This is a genomic window from Arthrobacter sp. 05L428 (genome assembly GCF_056397665.1).
In genome coordinates this window covers 1140649-1156804 of record NZ_JBFTNW010000001.1, presented here as the reverse complement: position 1 = coordinate 1156804, position 16156 = coordinate 1140649, and the positions used below count along the sequence as shown (strand labels likewise).

At 69.1% G+C, this 16156-nt stretch carries 15 protein-coding genes; 11 read left to right on the top strand and 4 right to left on the bottom strand.

The features are described 5' to 3' along the window. Nucleotides 1-6 precede the first annotated feature (6 nt). Nucleotides 7-810, bottom strand: coding sequence for a thioesterase family protein (locus tag AC1DH3_RS05380; protein WP_441417667.1), 804 nt, complete (start codon nt 808-810; stop codon nt 7-9). 205 nt (nt 811-1015) lie between these two features. Here AC1DH3_RS05380 and AC1DH3_RS05375 point away from each other — a divergent pair, with 205 nt between their 5' ends. The 10 genes from AC1DH3_RS05375 (at nt 1016) to AC1DH3_RS05330 (ending at nt 11904) form a co-directional block, all read left to right on the top strand. Continuing rightward, nucleotides 1016-1723: an endonuclease/exonuclease/phosphatase family protein gene (locus AC1DH3_RS05375; protein WP_441417875.1), complete on the top strand. Its 708-nt coding sequence runs from the start codon at nt 1016-1018 to the stop codon at nt 1721-1723. 135 nt (nt 1724-1858) lie between these two features. After that, nucleotides 1859-3133: an alkaline phosphatase family protein gene (locus AC1DH3_RS05370; RefSeq protein ID WP_476908767.1), complete on the top strand. Its 1275-nt coding sequence runs from the start codon at nt 1859-1861 to the stop codon at nt 3131-3133. Next, nucleotides 3130-4314 carry an alkaline phosphatase family protein gene (locus AC1DH3_RS05365; protein ID WP_476908766.1) on the top strand — a complete coding sequence of 395 codons (1185 nt, stop codon included), beginning with the start codon at nt 3130-3132 and terminating at the stop codon, nt 4312-4314. The genes AC1DH3_RS05370 and AC1DH3_RS05365 overlap by 4 nt, the downstream gene beginning before the upstream one ends. Nucleotides 4315-4412: 98 nt before the next feature. After that, nucleotides 4413-5174, top strand: coding sequence for a phosphatase PAP2 family protein (locus AC1DH3_RS05360; protein ID WP_441417664.1), 762 nt, complete (start codon nt 4413-4415; stop codon nt 5172-5174). A gap of 4 nt (nt 5175-5178) precedes the next feature. Further along, nucleotides 5179-5943, top strand: a complete 765-nt coding sequence (locus tag AC1DH3_RS05355) for a DedA family protein (RefSeq protein WP_476908765.1) — start codon at nt 5179-5181, stop codon at nt 5941-5943. 5 nt (nt 5944-5948) lie between these two features. Continuing rightward, nucleotides 5949-6623, top strand: a complete 675-nt coding sequence (locus AC1DH3_RS05350) for a response regulator transcription factor (RefSeq protein WP_476908764.1) — start codon at nt 5949-5951, stop codon at nt 6621-6623. Between the two features lie 7 nt (nt 6624-6630). Continuing rightward, nucleotides 6631-7626: a sensor histidine kinase gene (locus tag AC1DH3_RS05345; protein ID WP_476908763.1), complete on the top strand. Its 996-nt coding sequence runs from the start codon at nt 6631-6633 to the stop codon at nt 7624-7626. Nucleotides 7627-7821: 195 nt separating this feature from the next. Beyond that, on the top strand, nt 7822-8970 hold the full coding sequence (locus tag AC1DH3_RS05340; protein ID WP_476908762.1) for a cation:proton antiporter: 1149 nt from the start codon (nt 7822-7824) through the stop codon (nt 8968-8970). A gap of 314 nt (nt 8971-9284) precedes the next feature. Further along, entirely contained in the window at nt 9285-10127 is an 843-nt protein-coding gene (locus AC1DH3_RS05335; RefSeq protein WP_441417874.1) for an esterase/lipase family protein, read from the top strand. A 106-nt stretch (nt 10128-10233) separates the two neighbouring features. Continuing rightward, on the top strand, nt 10234-11904 hold the full coding sequence (locus AC1DH3_RS05330) for a SulP family inorganic anion transporter (protein ID WP_476908761.1): 1671 nt from the start codon (nt 10234-10236) through the stop codon (nt 11902-11904). Nucleotides 11905-11925: 21 nt separating this feature from the next. Here AC1DH3_RS05330 and AC1DH3_RS05325 read toward each other — a convergent pair whose 3' ends face one another. The 3 genes from AC1DH3_RS05325 to AC1DH3_RS05315 all read right to left on the bottom strand — a co-directional run bounded on the left by AC1DH3_RS05325 (nt 11926) and on the right by AC1DH3_RS05315 (nt 14549). Continuing rightward, nucleotides 11926-12138, bottom strand: a complete 213-nt coding sequence (locus AC1DH3_RS05325) for a YegP family protein (RefSeq protein WP_441417658.1) — start codon at nt 12136-12138, stop codon at nt 11926-11928. Nucleotides 12139-12261: 123 nt separating this feature from the next. After that, the gene (locus AC1DH3_RS05320; protein ID WP_476908760.1) at nt 12262-13992 is read right to left on the bottom strand and encodes a DUF5671 domain-containing protein; all 1731 of its coding nucleotides are present in this window, start codon (nt 13990-13992) and stop codon (nt 12262-12264) included. After that, on the bottom strand, nt 13989-14549 hold the full coding sequence (locus AC1DH3_RS05315) for an LpqB family beta-propeller domain-containing protein (protein ID WP_441417656.1): 561 nt from the start codon (nt 14547-14549) through the stop codon (nt 13989-13991). The genes AC1DH3_RS05320 and AC1DH3_RS05315 overlap by 4 nt, the downstream gene beginning before the upstream one ends. 103 nt (nt 14550-14652) lie before the next feature. Here AC1DH3_RS05315 and AC1DH3_RS05310 point away from each other — a divergent pair, with 103 nt between their 5' ends. Next, nucleotides 14653-16128, top strand: a complete 1476-nt coding sequence (locus AC1DH3_RS05310; RefSeq protein WP_476908759.1) for a DUF5129 domain-containing protein — start codon at nt 14653-14655, stop codon at nt 16126-16128. The last annotated feature ends 28 nt before the right edge of the window (nt 16129-16156 follow it).

Genomic DNA, 16156 nt, shown 5'->3' with positions numbered 1-16156 from the left:
ACTCGACTAGCTTTTGCGCAGCGTCAGGATCTGCTCGGCCCGCCCGAAGGGGCCCTGCAGATCGTGCAGCACCGTGGAGGTCAGGCCGATGCCGTCCGTGCCGAAGGACACCTCGTTGTCCAGGCCCAGCCACTCCCCCTCCGGGCGCCGGTACATGTGGATCTGCAGGTCCAAGTTGGGAAATGCATAGCTGCCCTTGCCCGGCGGAACCCGGGCGGCAATCCCGTTGGCTGTGTCGACAAGGCCGATCAGACGGGCCAGGTCGCTGCTGTCCGCCCGGTCCGTGAGCGGGTGGTCGGTGTGCAGCCAGACGGTCCCGGAGCCGGCGCGGTGGCCCTCGGCGATGCGCATCTTGAGCGAGGCGATGTACCCGCCCGGCCAGACCGTTGCGGCGTCATAGGGCTCACAGTCGTCCGGTGCCGGGATCCTCGGGTCTTCGAAGGCGGCGATGGCCGAGGTGTCGGAGGTGATCATGCGCCACGCCGTCGCCCGGATCGCCACGCGGCCGCCGGCCACGAGTTCGGCCTGCAGCAGTTCAATGGTCCGGCCCGGGCGCAGCGTGGTGGTGGTGACCTCAAATTCGCCGCCGGGGATGAGGCCCAGGATCTCGTAGCTGATCCGCGCCATCCGCATGTCGTCCCGCGGTTCGTGCCGGGCCAGGCAATCGGCCATAATGCCGGACGCCGGCGCCATGTGCTGTTCGTGCACGTTCCACGCGCCCTGGGCGTGGATGGTGGAGCGGAAACGACCGTCCCCCAGCACCTCGTAGTAGAAATCGCCCTCGGCCAGCACGGGTAGTTCAGCAGTCAACGTCGACCCTTTCGCAGCAACAATCAGAGAATCCCAACCACCTTATCGCCTCGGGCCACCACCGCTTCAGCGCGCCATTGCGGCGGCGGTTCCACGGAGCGGCCCGGGCAGTCACCCGGCCAGTCTGGTCCCGTCCGATCCGCCGGACTGGGTAGACTCGGGAGCAGGTTTACCCCGACTATTGCGCGAAGAGGTGCTCCCCCTGATCCGAGTTATCAGCTACAACCTCCGCAAACACAAGGCCAGCGGCGAACTGGAGGCTTTGGCCAGCGGCTATGAGATCGATGCGCTCTGCCTCCAGGAGTGCGACACCGAAGACCTGCCCGAAACCATCGGCGACCTGCACCTCGCGGATGCCACGAGAGGCAACCGGCTGGGCCTGGCCATCTACTACCGCAAGGACCGTTTCACCGCGTACGAGACCAAGACGTTCGCCCTGAAGAAGTCGATGCATGACCGGGTGCTGGCACCCGCGCACGAGCGGCTCATCGGCACCCGGGTGGTCGACAACGAGACGGACCACGACCTCGTCATCGCCTCTTTCCACGCGGCGCCCCTGACGGCGTCGAACTCGCTGCGCCGGAACCAGATCCACGCCGCGCACGCGGAACTGCTCAGCATGGGCGGCGGGCTGATGACACTCATGGTGGGCGACTTCAACTACCCGTTCTTCACCAAGTACCTCACGGAACAGATGAAGGACGCCGGCTACGAGCTCTCCCTCAGCGACCGGCGGACGTACACCCGGTACAAGGTCTTCAAGGGTCACTTCGACTTCGCCACGTCCCAGGGCCTCATGATCGAGAACGTCGAAACGCTGCCGCGCGGCGCCTCCGACCACCTGCCCATCCTGATCTCGGCCGAGTACGGCCAGAACGCGCCCGGGATGCCAGGCGGCACCGCGCCAGCCTGACCGTTGCCCGGCGGAAGTCCGGGGTCCTGCCCGGATTTCCGCGGCGGTACCGGACCGCCAACACACGGTGAACAGTTCGTGAACCAGCCCCGAAACGGGCCGGGGCCGTAACCTTTCCGTGATCTACTTCTGGGCGTGAACTTAACACGACGTAACTTCATGACCGCCGCCGGCACGGCCCTGGCCGCCAGCACCGCCACGGCCCTGGCCGCCGGCAACGCTTCCCGGGCCGCAGCCGCGGCGACGCTGCCTGCACCCGGTGCCTCCGGCATCGACCACATCATCGTGGTGATGATGGAGAACCGCTCCTTCGACCACTTCCTCGGCTGGATGCCGGGGGCCGACGGGAAACAGTCCGGGCTGAGCTTCACCGACCGCTACGGCATCCCGCACTCCACCCACCACCTGACAGACTTCCAGGGCTGCGGCCACCCGGACCCTGACCACTCCTACGAGGGCGGCCGGATCCAGTTCAACAACGGGAAGAACAACGGCTGGCTCCAGGCCGGGGAGAACGACGAGTTCGCCGTCGGATACTACGACGCCGCCGACCTGGACTTCTGGCGGCAGGCCGGCCCCGACTGGACGGTCTGCGACCAGTACTTCGCCGCGACCATGGCAGAGACCTACCCCAACCGGTTCTACCAGCACGCCGCAGCCACCGACCGGGTCCATAACTCCACGGTCACCAGCACCCTGCCGACCATCTGGGACCGGCTCGCCGCCGCAGGCGTATCCGGCAAGTACTACTACGGCGACATCCCCTTCACCGCGCTCTGGGGGGCCAAATACCAGGGCATCTCGCACCATTACTCCGAGTTCCTTACGGACTGCTCCGCCGGGACCCTGCCCGCGGTGTCCTTCGTGGACCCGCGGTTCACCGACGAGGGCTCCGGCACCTCGGGCGATGACCACCCGCACGCTGACATCCGCTCCGGCGAAACGTTCCTGGCCGAGGTTTACAACGCGGTCACCTCCGGTCCCGGCTGGGCCAACACCCTGCTGGTGGTCAACTACGACGAATGGGGCGGCTTCTACGACCACGTCGCACCGACGACGGCCCCGGACACCAGTGCCGCCACGGCCCTGCGCGGCTTCCGGGTCCCCTCCCTGGTGGTCTCTCCCCGCGCACGACGCCGCTACGTCGCCCACGACGTCTACGACCACACCTCGGTCCTCAAGGCCATCGAATGGCGCTGGAACCTCCCGCCACTGACGCCGCGGGACAGGGCCGCCCGCAACATCGCCGAAGTCCTGGACTTCGCCACACCGGCAAACCTGGCCGCGCCCAAATACCTTGTCCCGCCCTTCGTGGCCGGACCGGCCTGCACCCCCGTCGGCCCGCCGCCGGCCGAGGAATGGTCCGGACTGAAAGAGAAAGCACTCGCCGACGGATGGAAGCTCCCGTGAATCCCACCACCCCTACCGCATCCGCACCCCGGCCGCGTAGCCGCCGCACGCTCAAGCGCTTCGCCGCCGCCGCGCTGCTCGTACTGGCCGCCGCGGCGCTCAGCTACGGCCCCCAGGCCGGCACGGCGGCCACGCCGGCCAACGCTGCCCCGGCCGGCACCACCGCCGGCCAGGGCTACCTGCCCGGGGCCCAGCACGTCTTCGTCATCAACCTTGAAAACAAGGGCTATGACAAGACCTGGGGCCCGGCGTCGGCAGCACCGTATCTCTCCCAAACGCTGCGCAGCCAGGGAGTCCTGCTGAACCAGTACTTCGGAACCGCGCACAACTCGCAGCCCAACTACGTGGCGCAGATTTCGGGGCAGGGACCGAACCCCCAGATGCAAGCCGACTGCCAGAGCTACACCCCCTTTGCCGGCAGCGGAACGGCCAGCCCGGGCCAGGCCGTCGGGGACGGCTGCGTCTTCCCGGCCAGCGTCCCCACCGTCGCCGGCCAGCTGACGGCCGCCGGGAAGACCTGGAAGGGTTACATGGAGGACATGGGCACGCCGTGCCGGCACCCGGCGCTCGGCGCCGTCGATGACACCCAGAAAGCCAAGGTCGGCGACCAGTACGCGGCTCGCCACAACCCGTTCGTATACTTCGCCGGGATCACCGGCTCGCCCGACTGCGCCAAGAACGACGTCGACCTGGCCGCCCTGAAGACGGACCTCGCCTCCGCCGCCACCACCCCCAACCTGTCCATGATCACTCCCAACCTCTGCCACGACGGACACGATTCCCCGTGCGTGGACGGGCAGCCGGGCGGCCTCGCCAGCGCCGACGAGTGGCTCAAGCAATGGGTTCCGGCCATCACCTCCTCCCCCGCGTTCAAGCAGGACGGGGTCCTGGTCATCACCTTCGACGAGTCCGACGGGCCGCAGAGCGACGCCAGCGCCTGCTGCGGCGAAGGCCCCGGGCCGAATGCGCCGCTGCCGGGCATCACCGGCATGGGCGGAGGCCGGGTCGGTGCCCTGGTCCTCTCGCCGTTCACCAAGGGCGGCACCTGGTCCACCACGCCGTACAACCACTACAGCCTGCTCGCCAGCATCGAAGACACCTTCGGGCTGCCCTACCTGGGCTATGCCGGGACACCGGGCCTGAACCGCTTCGGCCTGGACGTCTACAACGCCGGGTCCTAGGACACCCGCGGCCAGTTCTTAAGCGTTTCTTAAGAGCCCCGCGGAAGAGTTGATCAGGACGCGTGACCGCGCGCCGCCGACTCGAGCCGAAGGATTCCATGACTGGGCCCGCCACTGACGACCGCACTGCACCGTCCCGCCTGCCCGACAATCGGGCCGCTGCCGGACCAGGTTTTTGGACCCTCCCCCAGGCCAGGCACTGGCTGGTGGTGGGCGCGCTGCTGTGCGCGGCCGTCATCGCGCTGGGCCTGGCGGTGCAGTTGGTGCCCGGCGACACCTCCGCCGAGCTGGGCGTGGACCAGGGTCTCAGCCGGCACCACGGCGCGGCGCTGACCGCCGTCGCGATGGGCATCAACGTGTTGTTCGGTCCGCTGGTAGGGCTCATGCTGGTCGGCGTCGTCTCCGTTTACCTCTGGCTGGTCCGCCGTGACCTGGTCAAGGCCGTGGCCTTTGGCTTGGTCGCCTGCTCCGGCTGGGTGGCCAGCGAAGCCTTCAAGCTCCTCATCGCCCGGCAACGGCCGGATCCGAAGCTGCTCTTCGACCCGCTGGCGCCGGAGACGGGCTCCAACAGCTTCCCCTCGGGCCACGTCTCCTTCGCCGTCGCGCTCGCCTTCGCCCTGTATTTCCTGGCCCGCGGAACCCGTTGGTCCAAGGCCGCCGCCGTCGCGGGTGCGGCCATGGCGCTGGTCGTGGCCTGGTCGAGGCTCTATGTCGGCGTCCACTACCCCACCGACGTCGCGGCCAGCTTCCTGGCCGCGAGTGCCGCGGTGGTCCTGCTCACCGGACTGTGGAACCGGTTCGCGCCCCGGATCGTGGAGCGCCTGCCGGCCGCCCCATTCCTCCCTTCACACCGACCCTAAGGACGTGACCGTGCACAGCATCCTGTCTTCGGGACTGGCCCCTGCCCTGGCCGCCGCGGCCGGAACCCCCTCCCTGCTGGACCCGGCCAGCCTGCTCGCGGGGCTCGGACCGGCCGCGCTGGGCGTCATTGCCGCCATGGTGTTCGTTGAGTCCGGGGTCCTGTTCCCGTTCCTGCCCGGCGATTCCCTGCTCTTCACGGCGGGGCTGCTGCATCAGCAGCTGCACCTGACGTTGCCGGCGCTGATCGGCGTCGTGACCGGGGCCGCCATCGCCGGTGACCAGGTTGGCTACATGCTGGGACGCACCTTTGGCCGGAGATGGTTCAAGGATGACGCCAGGGTGCTGAAGACGGCCCACCTGACCACCACGGAGGACTTCTTCCGCCGCCACGGGGGCGCCGCCGTCGTGCTTGCCCGCTTCGTGCCGATGGTCAGGACCTTCGCGCCGCTCACCGCAGGCATCGGCCGCTATGGGTACAAGTCCTTCACCCTCTGGAACATCGTCGGAGCACTCGCGTGGGCCACGTCCGTGACTTTGCTGGGCACCTGGCTGGGACACTACGAAATCATCGCCAAGAACATCGACGTCATCGCCGTTGTCATGGTCCTCGTCTCGGTGGTTCCCTGGGTGATCCAGTTCCTCAAGCGCCGGCGGAGCAACCGCCGCGCCGCTGCTGCGGCCGCTCCGGACGAAGCAGCCGGTGTAGACGGAACTGGACACGACACGGCCGGGGGCGTGCTGACCGGGAAGACGGCCACGGAAGAATAGGCGCCATGACCACCGCTGACCGGCCGTCCCTACTGCTCGTCGAGGATGACCCCGTCCTGGGCCCGATGATTGCCGAGCTGCTGGAACCGGACTACCGGGTCCGGCTGGCCGCCAACGGCCAGGACGGCCTGCATCTGGGGCTGACGGAGCCCTGGGATGTCATGGTCATCGACCGGGGACTGCCCGTGATGGACGGGATCAGCGTGATCGCTGCCTTGCGGTCCAAGGGCATCGCCACGCCGATCCTGATTCTGACGGCGCTGGGCGACCCGGACGAAAAGGTCCGGGGGCTCGACGCCGGCGCCAACGATTACGTCACCAAGCCGTTCGACGCCGGCGAACTGGCGGCACGGCTGCGCGCGCTGACGCGCAGCTTCGCCCGGACCGCCGGCCCGGTGAGCATCGGCGACTGGGAACTCGATCCGGCGTCGCGCTCGGTCCGCTCTGTGTACGGAGGCCAGGTGTCCCTCACCGCGAAGGAGGCCGAGGTGCTCGGGGCACTCGCCGCCGAGCCCGGCAGGGTCTTCACCCGTGACGAACTGCTCGCAGGCTTCTTCCACGCCACCGACCAGCCCGGCGTGATCGACACCTACGTCCACCACCTGCGCCGGAAGATCGCCAAGACCGTCATCCGCACCGTCCACGGCGTCGGCTACCAGATCGGCGACGCCAATGACTAGGAAGCCAATGACCAAGGAAACCGTGCCGGGGGGAACGCCGGACCAGTCCACCCTTCGCAGTGCCTCACTCAAGGTGGCGGTGCGGATCAGCGCCGCCTGCGCGGTGATGGTGGTCTGCCTCCTCGCCGTCGCCGCCGTATATCTCATGAACAAACTGGCCCATCCGGAGTTGCCGCCCGCCGCGGCTGCCGGGACTTACGCCTACCTGGATTCCAGGGACCTGCTGGAGGCGATGATCATCGCCGGGGTGGCCGGAATCGCACTCGCCGGCCTCGTGGGCTGGCTCAGTGCCCGCAGCGCCATCCGCCCGCTGGGCGAGGCGCTGGCCCTGCAGCGCCGCTTCGTCCAGGACGCCAGCCACGAACTGCGCACGCCGCTGGCCATCCTGGACACTAGGATCCAGCTCGCGCAGCGCGATGCCGCGCCCGACTCCCAGCCGGGCCGGAACCTGGCCCGGATCCGCGAGGACGCGGCCACGCTGACCGGAATCGTCAACGAACTGCTGCTGGCCGCTACGGCCGCGGCACCCGATCCCGGCGCGGAGCCCGTCGAACTGGCCGACGTCGCCGCTTCAGTCGCTGAGAGCCTCCAGCAGCTGGCGTCGGCGAACGGGGTGCGCCTGGACTTCGCCGCTCTCGGCCGGCCACAGGCCAGGATTGAGCAGAACGCCCTGCGACGCGCGGTGCTGGCGCTCGCGGACAACGCCCTCGCCCACACGCCGCCCGGCGGGCGCATCACCATTTCAACGGGTGCGGAGCAGGACCGGGCCGTCATTACCGTCGCAGACACGGGGACCGGGATCAGCGGCGTAGAGCAGGACCGGATCTTCGAGCGCTTCGTCAGGACCCCCAACGCCGGCGGTGCCCGAAGCCAGCGCAGCTTCGGTATCGGTTTGTCCCTGGTCCGTGAGATTGCCATGGCCGCCGGCGGCACGGTTGAGGTGGCCCGCACCGGGGCCGAAGGAACCGTCATGAAGATCGTCCTTCCCGCCGCCGGCCGCTGAGCCCCGGGGCGCTGGCGTCTCATTCGGGGGCGCCGGACCTCCGACGGACTAGTCTCATTCCATGGCGAAACACCCCAGAATGAGGGCCGCGGCGGCTTCCGTCATCTGGCTGCCTGAACCGGCGGCACAGGCGCCCGCCGCACAGGTGCCGGGGGCGCTTGCGCCGTCAGCGCCGCCCGCCGGGTTGCGTCCACGGTGACGTTCCTGTCCCTGGCGCTGATCGCCGTCGTCGCCCTCGCCGGGCCCGTGCTCGCACTGCCGGTCCGCTGGCGCCTGCCGGTGGTCCTGGGCGAGCTGCTGGCCGGCGTCGTGATCGGCCGGACGGGGCTCTCGCTGGTCGATCCGGGTGATCCCACCTTCAGTCTGCTGGCGAACATCGGCTTTGCGCTGATGATGTTCGTGGCCGGAACGCATGTGCCCGTCAGGGACCCACAGATCCGCTCCGCCTTGGGAAAGGGATCGGGCAGGGCCGCGGTGGCTGCCGGCGCGGCCGTGGTCATCGGAACCGGCATGGGCCTGGCCTTCGGTACCGGCCATGCTCCGCTCTATGTGGTGCTCCTGGCGTCATCGTCAGCCGCACTGGTCCTCCCGATCGTCGACTCCCTGCGCCTGGGCGGACCGAAGGTGGTGGCAATGACGGCCCAGGTTGCGATTGCCGACATCGCCTGCATCGTCGCGCTGCCACTGGCCGTGGATCCGCCGAACGCCGGCCGCGCCGCGCTGGGGGCGCTCGCGGTGGGGGTCGCGGCCATGGCGCTCTTCTTCGCGTTGCGCGCCCTGGAGCGGAGCGGCACCCGGCAGCGCATGCACCGGCTCTCCGAGGAGCGCAAATTTGCCCTGGAGCTGCGAATCCAGCTGACCCTGCTTTTCGCGCTGGCCGGAGTGGCCAACTTCGGCCATGTCTCCGTGATGCTGGCAGGCTTCTCGTTCGGTCTGGTGGTGGCCGCCGTCGGCGAACCGCGGCGCCTGGCCCGTCAGCTTTTCGCCGTCAGCGACGGATTTCTCGGCCCGATTTTCTTTGTCTGGCTGGGCGCGTCCCTGAATCTGCGCGATCTCGGCGGCCACCCGGACATGGTGGTCCTGGGACTCTCCCTGGGGATCGGGACGGTGCTGCTCCATGCCGGCCTGAGAGTGGTCGGACTTCCCCTTCCGCTGGGCGTTCTATCGGCGGCCCAGCTGGGGGTGCCGGTGGCAGCTGCCAGCATCGGCACGCAGCTGAACGTGCTGCTGCCCGGCGAGGACGCCGCCCTGCTCCTCGGTGCCTTGGTGACCATAGCCGCCAGCAGCCTGGCCGGATCGCAGGCGGCCAAGACCTTCGCCCAACCTTTGAAAGCCGGAGACTGAAGCCGGAGACGGCAAGAGCAGTAGCAGCCAGCGGCACTGGGCCAGGGCCGGAGAGGCGCATATGTGCAGCCGCGCTGTCCTGTTACCGGGAAGTACCCTCATGCGGCGAGAAACCGCTGCACAAACGTGCGGAAAAGTCCGCACGTCGGGAAAAGCTATCTAGCGTGAAGGGGTGGACGTGAGCCGGATCACAAGGGGGGCGGTCCCTAACTCACCTCCATCTACACAGACCCCTCAGTGCCGAGGGGCCCAATCGAAGAGGTACTTCCGTGTCCCAGCCCAGCACATCTGCCCGAACCAAGCGCGCCAAGGCCATGTCCGCCGCGGTGGGTGCAATCGCCCTCCTCTGCGGATCCCTGGCGGCTGCACCCGCGGCTAACGCCGACACCGTCGACGTCTCCCCTCCCGGTGCAAACGACTGGTCGTGCAAGCCCACGACGGCGCATCCCTACCCGGTGATTCTGGTACCCGGCACCTTCGAAAGCATGGCAAAGAACTGGGCGACCATGGCGCCGGCCCTCAAGAGTGAGGGCTACTGCGTCTACGCGCTCAACTACGGTTCGACCAACGGCATCGACGCCACCGGCCCGATCGCCGACTCCGCGGCGCAGCTTGCCCCGTTTGTCGACGCCGTACTGGCCTCGACCGGGGCGAAGAAGGCCGACCTGGTGGGACACAGCCAGGGCGGCATGATGCCTCGTTACTACATGGGATTCCTGGACGGCGCGGAAAAGGTCAACCACCTGGTCGGCATCGCCCCGTCCAACCACGGCACCCAGGGGCTGATAGCTCCGGCGCCGGACTCCGTGCCGCCCGCTACCTCCCTGGGCGGCTCCAACTGCCAGGCCTGCGCTGACCAGCAGGCGGGCTCGCCGTTCCTGGCCAAGCTGAACTCGATCGGGGATACCGTGGCGGGGCCGGCATACACGGTCATCTCAACGACGCACGATGAGGTGGTGACGCCGTATCAGAGCCAGTTCCTGGCCGGGTCAGCGCAGCAGGTCACCAACATCACCATCCAGGACAAGTGCCCGGCGGATGTGATTGAGCACGACCAGACGCCCAACGATCCGGTCGTTCAGCGGCTCGTCTCCAACGCGCTCGGGCGCCCGGCCGGTCAGCCGGCCGACCCCGCCTACCAGCCAAGCTGCGTTTAGGGGGGGTCCGGCCGGCCGGCCGACGTAGAATCGAGCATGAAGCGCGCCCGCTCGTCACCGGCCTGGAACTGAGCCGGCCGCCGTGCGCCGCCGCTGGATCGGAAGTGTGCCGCCCGGCCTCAAGATTGTCCTCGGCTACCGGCGCTCCTGGCTGAAGTCCGACCTGGCTTCGGGCGCGGCCCTGAGCGCGGCATTGATCCCGGCCGGCATGGCCTACGCCGAGGCCTCGGGCCTGCCCGCCGTCACCGGTCTCTACGCCTCGGTGGTTCCCCTGCTCGCGTACGCCGTGTTCGGCCCCTCGCGGGTGTTGATCGTCGGGCCGGACTCCTCCCTCGCACCGATGATCGCCGCGGCGATCCTCCCACTGGCGGGCGGGGCGTCCGGCCACGCCGTGGCCCTGGCCGGGGTGCTTTCGCTGCTGATAGGGGCGATGCTGATCGTTGGCCGGTTCCTCAAACTCGGTTTTGTCACCGGCCTGCTGTCCAAGCCCATCCGCGTGGGCTACCTGAACGGCATAGCGCTCGTCGTAATCGCCAGCCAGCTGCCCAAGCTGTTCGGCATCCCGGCCGACGCCGGTTCACTCGCCGGCAGCCTTGGCGGTACGGGGCGGGCACTGCTCCAGGGCGCCGCTAGTCCGCTGGCACTGTTGTTCGGCGCCGGCACCATCGCGGTCATCCTCGGCTGCCGGGCGCTACCGTGGAAAGTCCCCGGTGTGCTGCTGGCGGTGCTGGCTTCCATGGCTGTCACCGCCGCGGCCGGGCTGGGCGGGGCCGTTCCGGTGGTTGGCGCCCTCCCGGCAGAGCCTTCGGTGCCCGCGCTTGGCAGCGTCCGGCCGGAGGAAGTCCTTGCCCTGCTGGGGCCCGCGGCCGGCATCGCACTGATCGCCTTCGCGGACACCTCAGTGCTCTCGACGAGCCTCGCGCGCCGGCGCGGCACCCGCGTGAATGGGAACCAGGAAATGGGCGCACTCGGCTTCGCCAATGCGGCCTGCGGACTGTTCGGCGGTTTTCCGGTTTCCGGCAGCGCGTCCCGCACCCCGATCGCGCTTGAGGCCGGGGCGCGCAGTCCGCTCAGCGGCGTCATCGCGGCAGCCCTTGTGGTGCTGTTCATGATCTCCGCGCCCGGGATCACGGCGTTCCTGCCCTCCAGCACCCTGGCCGCCGTCGTGATCCTTGCGGCGGCCTCGATCGTTGACGTCAAGACCCTCGTGCGGCTGATCAGGATGAGCCGGACCGAAACGGCGCTGCTCGTCACGACGTTCCTCGGCGTCGCCTTCGTGGGCGTCCTCGAGGGCATCCTGGTCGCAATCGTCCTGTCCCTGATCGCTTTCGTCCTGCGCGCCTGGGACCCTTACCGCACGGAGCTGGCCAGTGTTGAGGACCTGCCCGGCTACCACGACCTCAGCCGGCACCCGGAAGGCCACCGGGTGCCGGGGCTGGTGATTGCCCGCTTCGACGCCCCGCTGTTTTTCGCCAACGGCGCGGTGTTCGCCGAGCACATCCGCACGCTCGTGGCGCAGGCCCCCGGACCCGTACGGTGGGTGGTGGTGGCGTCGGAGGCCATCACGGACCTCGACACGACTGCCCTGGATGACCTCGTGGAACTCGACGACGAACTCGCCCGGAAAGGCATCAGCCTGGTGTTCGCCGAGATGAAGGGGCCGATCAAGGACCGGCTCATCCGCTTCGGCGTCAGCAGCCGGTTCGGCCCGGACCACTTTTTTCCCACGGTGCACAACGCCGTCCGTTCCTACCGCAGGGAATTCGGACTTCCGTGATCCGGGCCGGCGGGTCCTGGCCTAGCCGGCTACCCCGGTGATGCTGCCTGCGGGCTCTTCGGTGAGGTCAACGACGTCGGCCCCGGCGTTCTTCTTGACGGATTCGACTCCGCCCATGGCGCTGGCCTTGGACTTGTAGCTCTGCGAAGACGCCACTACCTCGCCGTTGGCAGCCTTGAGCCGGAACCGGAACCCACCGGACTTGTCCTTGTACACTTCGAATTTTCCAGCCATGTCGCACCCCGACTTCTTCGTCGATAACCACGGCCGGGCGGCCGTTAATCGACAGGCTACTGCTAACCCTGGAGGACCGGCCAGAGACCCGCCGGGCGGTGTCGCCGGCTGCCCGCAACCGGCTCAGCCGCGCAGCGGTATGACGTCCACGCTGCCGCCGGGACCCGTGATCACGAGCACGCGCTTGGCGCTTACCCCGGCGAGGGCCTCGGCCAGCCGGCCGCCGGGATCCCCCGCGGACACGCCGGCCTCGGACAGGCCGACGCCGGGCGCGCCGGCGTCAGGCACGCCGGCGGCAGGCACGGCGGCCGCCGGTACGGGCACGGCGATGTCGTCCCGGATCCAGACAGTAACCGCGGCCCCCGTGAGCTCCTCGAGGGCGCGGCGCAGCGGCTCCGGGTCGGGGCCGGCCACAAGGATCACGTGCCCAATCGTCCGTTTCCGGCCGAGCCCCGCGGCTGCCGGCCGGGACCTGTCCTGCCGCCAGACGGCAAAGTGGTAGCCGGCGGCCAGGCCCGTGGCCACCAGCAGGCCCAGCGGTGCGCGGATCCGGTCCACCAGGCTGCCGCCGGTTACGTCGCCCAGAAAATATTCGAAGACGCGGTAACCGACCACCAGGAGGGCAATCAGGGCCACCACGGCGCTGAGGCCAAACACCGCGATGAGATAGACGCGCCGCCCGAGCGGGACAGCGCCTTCAAGCCGGTGCTGCCTCGCCGGCCGCCACGCAAGCCACCAGACGCAGCCGCCCACGGCGAGGGAACTGATGCCGCCGAGCAGCAGGGTGCGGGCGTTGCCTCCGGCCAACGGCGACACCGCGATCGAGAGGGCCGCGTTCACGATCACGCCGACGCCGGTGGCGGCAGCCGCCAGGGCCACACCCGAGGTCACCAGCGCCCCTGCCTGACGGGTCCGTTCGGCGCGGCTGACCGCAATGGTCCGGTAATAGCGCCAGACCAGCGAGCCGACGGCGGCCGACGCGATCGCGACGCCGAGGGGCGCAAGCAATTCCATCAGGGCGTCCTGCCGGTCAAACGCCAGTCGCAGCAGGACAAAAAGGACGGTCCCGGCCCCGCCCAGGGCGAGAAGGCCCGCCGCCAGCACACCGACGACGACAAGCCCCACATCGGCGAACCCGCCCCGGAGCCGGCGCGCACCACCCCGGACCCAGTGCCACCACCAAACCAGGCCCCCGCCGGCCGCCCAGACCAGATCCTGCAAGGTGGATTGCCACCACGGGTCAACGGTCGACGTGAGCTCCATCGATCCGCGGATGGCGACGTCCAGCAGGCCGCCAAAGGCCGTCACCGCGGCGCCCACTCCGACGCCCAGCCCGAAATACGTGCCGATGACGGCCGGCACGTTCGCAAGCTCGAGCGGGCTCCGCGCCCGATGCCGCCACATCCAGCGGTGCCACACCCACACTAAGGCCCAGACCAGGCCGACGGAGAGCGGCGACCGCCACTCCGGATTCGCGTCGGCGATGAACGAGGCCGCCATCGCCAGCAGGGACGTCACAAAGAGGATCAGCGAAATCGAGTAAACCGCGGCGACGTAAAGACCCCACGACGTGGCCGCCCGCTCCGCTTCCTCGTCCAGCCGCCGCCAGACGAACCACCAGAGCAGCGCGGCGAGCGGGCCGCCGATCAGCGTGAACGCCAGCGACAACGCCAGCCCCGCGACCCCTTCTCCGGCCAGCACCTGGCCGGAGCGCAGCAGCCGTTCCAGCAGGCCGCTGAGCCCGTTGGCGGCGATCACCACGAGGGCAAAGAGCAACACGAAGACCACCAGGCGGCGGACCTTCGCCTGCGCCGACCCCGCCGCTGGGCCGGTGGGCACCCTGGTGGCGCTCACTTTTTCAACACCCCGCCGGCGCAGGTCTGGAGGCTGTATGGCAGATCGTTGATCATCCACTTGCCGGCATCCTTCACCAGGCCGATGACGGCTTCCTCGGCGTATTCCGAGGGGCCAAACGGCCCCTCCGACGCCGAGTGCACCACCGAGACCTTCACCGTGGCGGTGTCCCCCCGCTCCGAGGTGGAGATCAGGACCACCCGGCTGGCCTGGGCACTGCCGTAGAAGTTGGCGCAGCGGGACCGGGCGGCGTCGGTGAGGTAGGCGTCCGCGGCGGCGGTGTCCGCGTCGATGACGGCCCTGCTGTAGCGCTGCACCACTCCGGCCGGGGACGACTCATCCAGCGGCTGCGGCTCCCCGCGAAGAAAGACCACGGCCAGCGCGACCACCACCAGCACGGCGATCGCAGCAACGATGCCCTGCAGCACCCGGTCGGGCCGGTGCCGCTCCGGGACCGGTGCCTCGGCTGCGGCGGGTCCCGGAACCGGATCCTTGCCGCGCGGGCCGTCGCTGCGTGCTGTGGCCGGTCGTTCGGGGCCGTTCGGCGGTTGGCTCATGCCGTCAGTATGGAGGGGCCGCGATGGCCCGTCATGGTGTCTTTAGGCCCTTTCAGCGCCTCCGCGGCTCGACGACGCTGGCAGCAGACACTACTCTCAGGCGATGGGGATCATGCGGAAAATCATTGGCCCGAAACTGGCGGGCGCCCTGCTGCTGCTCATCGCCCCGTTGGCCATCCTGCTGGGCGCCGCGCCGGCGGCGCTCGCCGTCCCGCCGGCCGACGTCGTCGTGGAGGACCGGGCGGGGGTCCTGGACCGCAACACGCTGATCCCTGCGGTGCAGAAGATCGAGTTCTACGAGCCCACCAAGGTCGCCGTCTACACGTACAAGGGCAGCGCGGCGGACAACCTCAACGAGGAGGTGCTGCGCTTCGCCCGCGCCGAGCACCCGGACTGGATCAGCAAGGACGGGCAGAAATGGGCGGACGGCCTCTTCATCTTTGCGCTGGATCCGGTGGGCCGGCACGTCGGAACGTACATGGGCGAGGACCGGAAGGTATCCCTCGAGCAGCGCGCTGACATCCAGGACGCCGCCAAGGAACTGCTGCGCGACGCCCAGTGGACGGAAGGGACCATTGCGGGCATTCGGCGCGGCGCGGAGCTGATCAACCAGCCGTGGTATCGCTCCACCGCCTTCCTTGTCACGGCCTGGGGCGCTGTTGGGGCCGCGGTGGCCGCTGCGGGCACCTGGTTGCTGGTCCGCTGGCGGACCCGAGTGGGCAGCCGCAAAGAGATCGCCCGCGGCGACGCGAACTATGCCAACGTGAGCATGGATCTGCAGGTGACGGAACTCAATGCCAGCACCATCCCCGAGTCGTCGCGGTACGGCAGCACCGTGCTGGAGAAGCACCGCACCTTCCTGAGCCGCTACAACACGGCCACCGGGCTCTCGAACCAGGTGCATGCCCTGACGCCGCGGCAGCTGGGGCGCCGTTCCAGCCTGTCGCTGGCCCGGCAGTACGCCGATGCAGCCGCCGAACTCGATGCCCTGGATGACGTCATCGCCGACACGAACGCACTGCTGAACCGCGGGTCCATCTGGGCGACGGCGTGGGACCGGCAGCTCGCCCCCTTCCGCAGCGACCTGGCGGGGATCGAGGGCATGCTCGCCAAGAGCCACGGTGAGGGCGATTCCGCCACTGCCGCCGCACTCCGTTCCTTCCGCGACCGCAGCCAGCGGGACATAGAACGCTGGACCGCGGAACTTTCCGACGGCAGCATCACCCCAGAAACCGCGCTGGACCGGCTGCGCGACGCCAGGACCGAGCTCTCAGAGCTGCTCAAGAGCCACGCGGACACCGTGATCGCCGGCTTCGCCCGGAACGAGCGCGAGGCCAAGCTCATGCGCAAGGAAATGGAGGAGGCCCAGGCGGGGACCGGCAAGAAGCAACGGCGCAGCTATGAGCCCAGCATCCTGGGCACGGTGTATCCCTCTTATTACTTCTTCTCGGTCCCCACTTTCAACAGTGGTTTCAGCACCGGCGTCAGCAGCGTCAGCTCCGCCAGGGGCGGTTCCACCACAGGATACGGCGGCAGCGGCGGCAGCTTTTCCGGCTCCGGGAGCTCGTCCAGCTTCTAAGAAATGTGTATCGACAACGGGCGGCCAA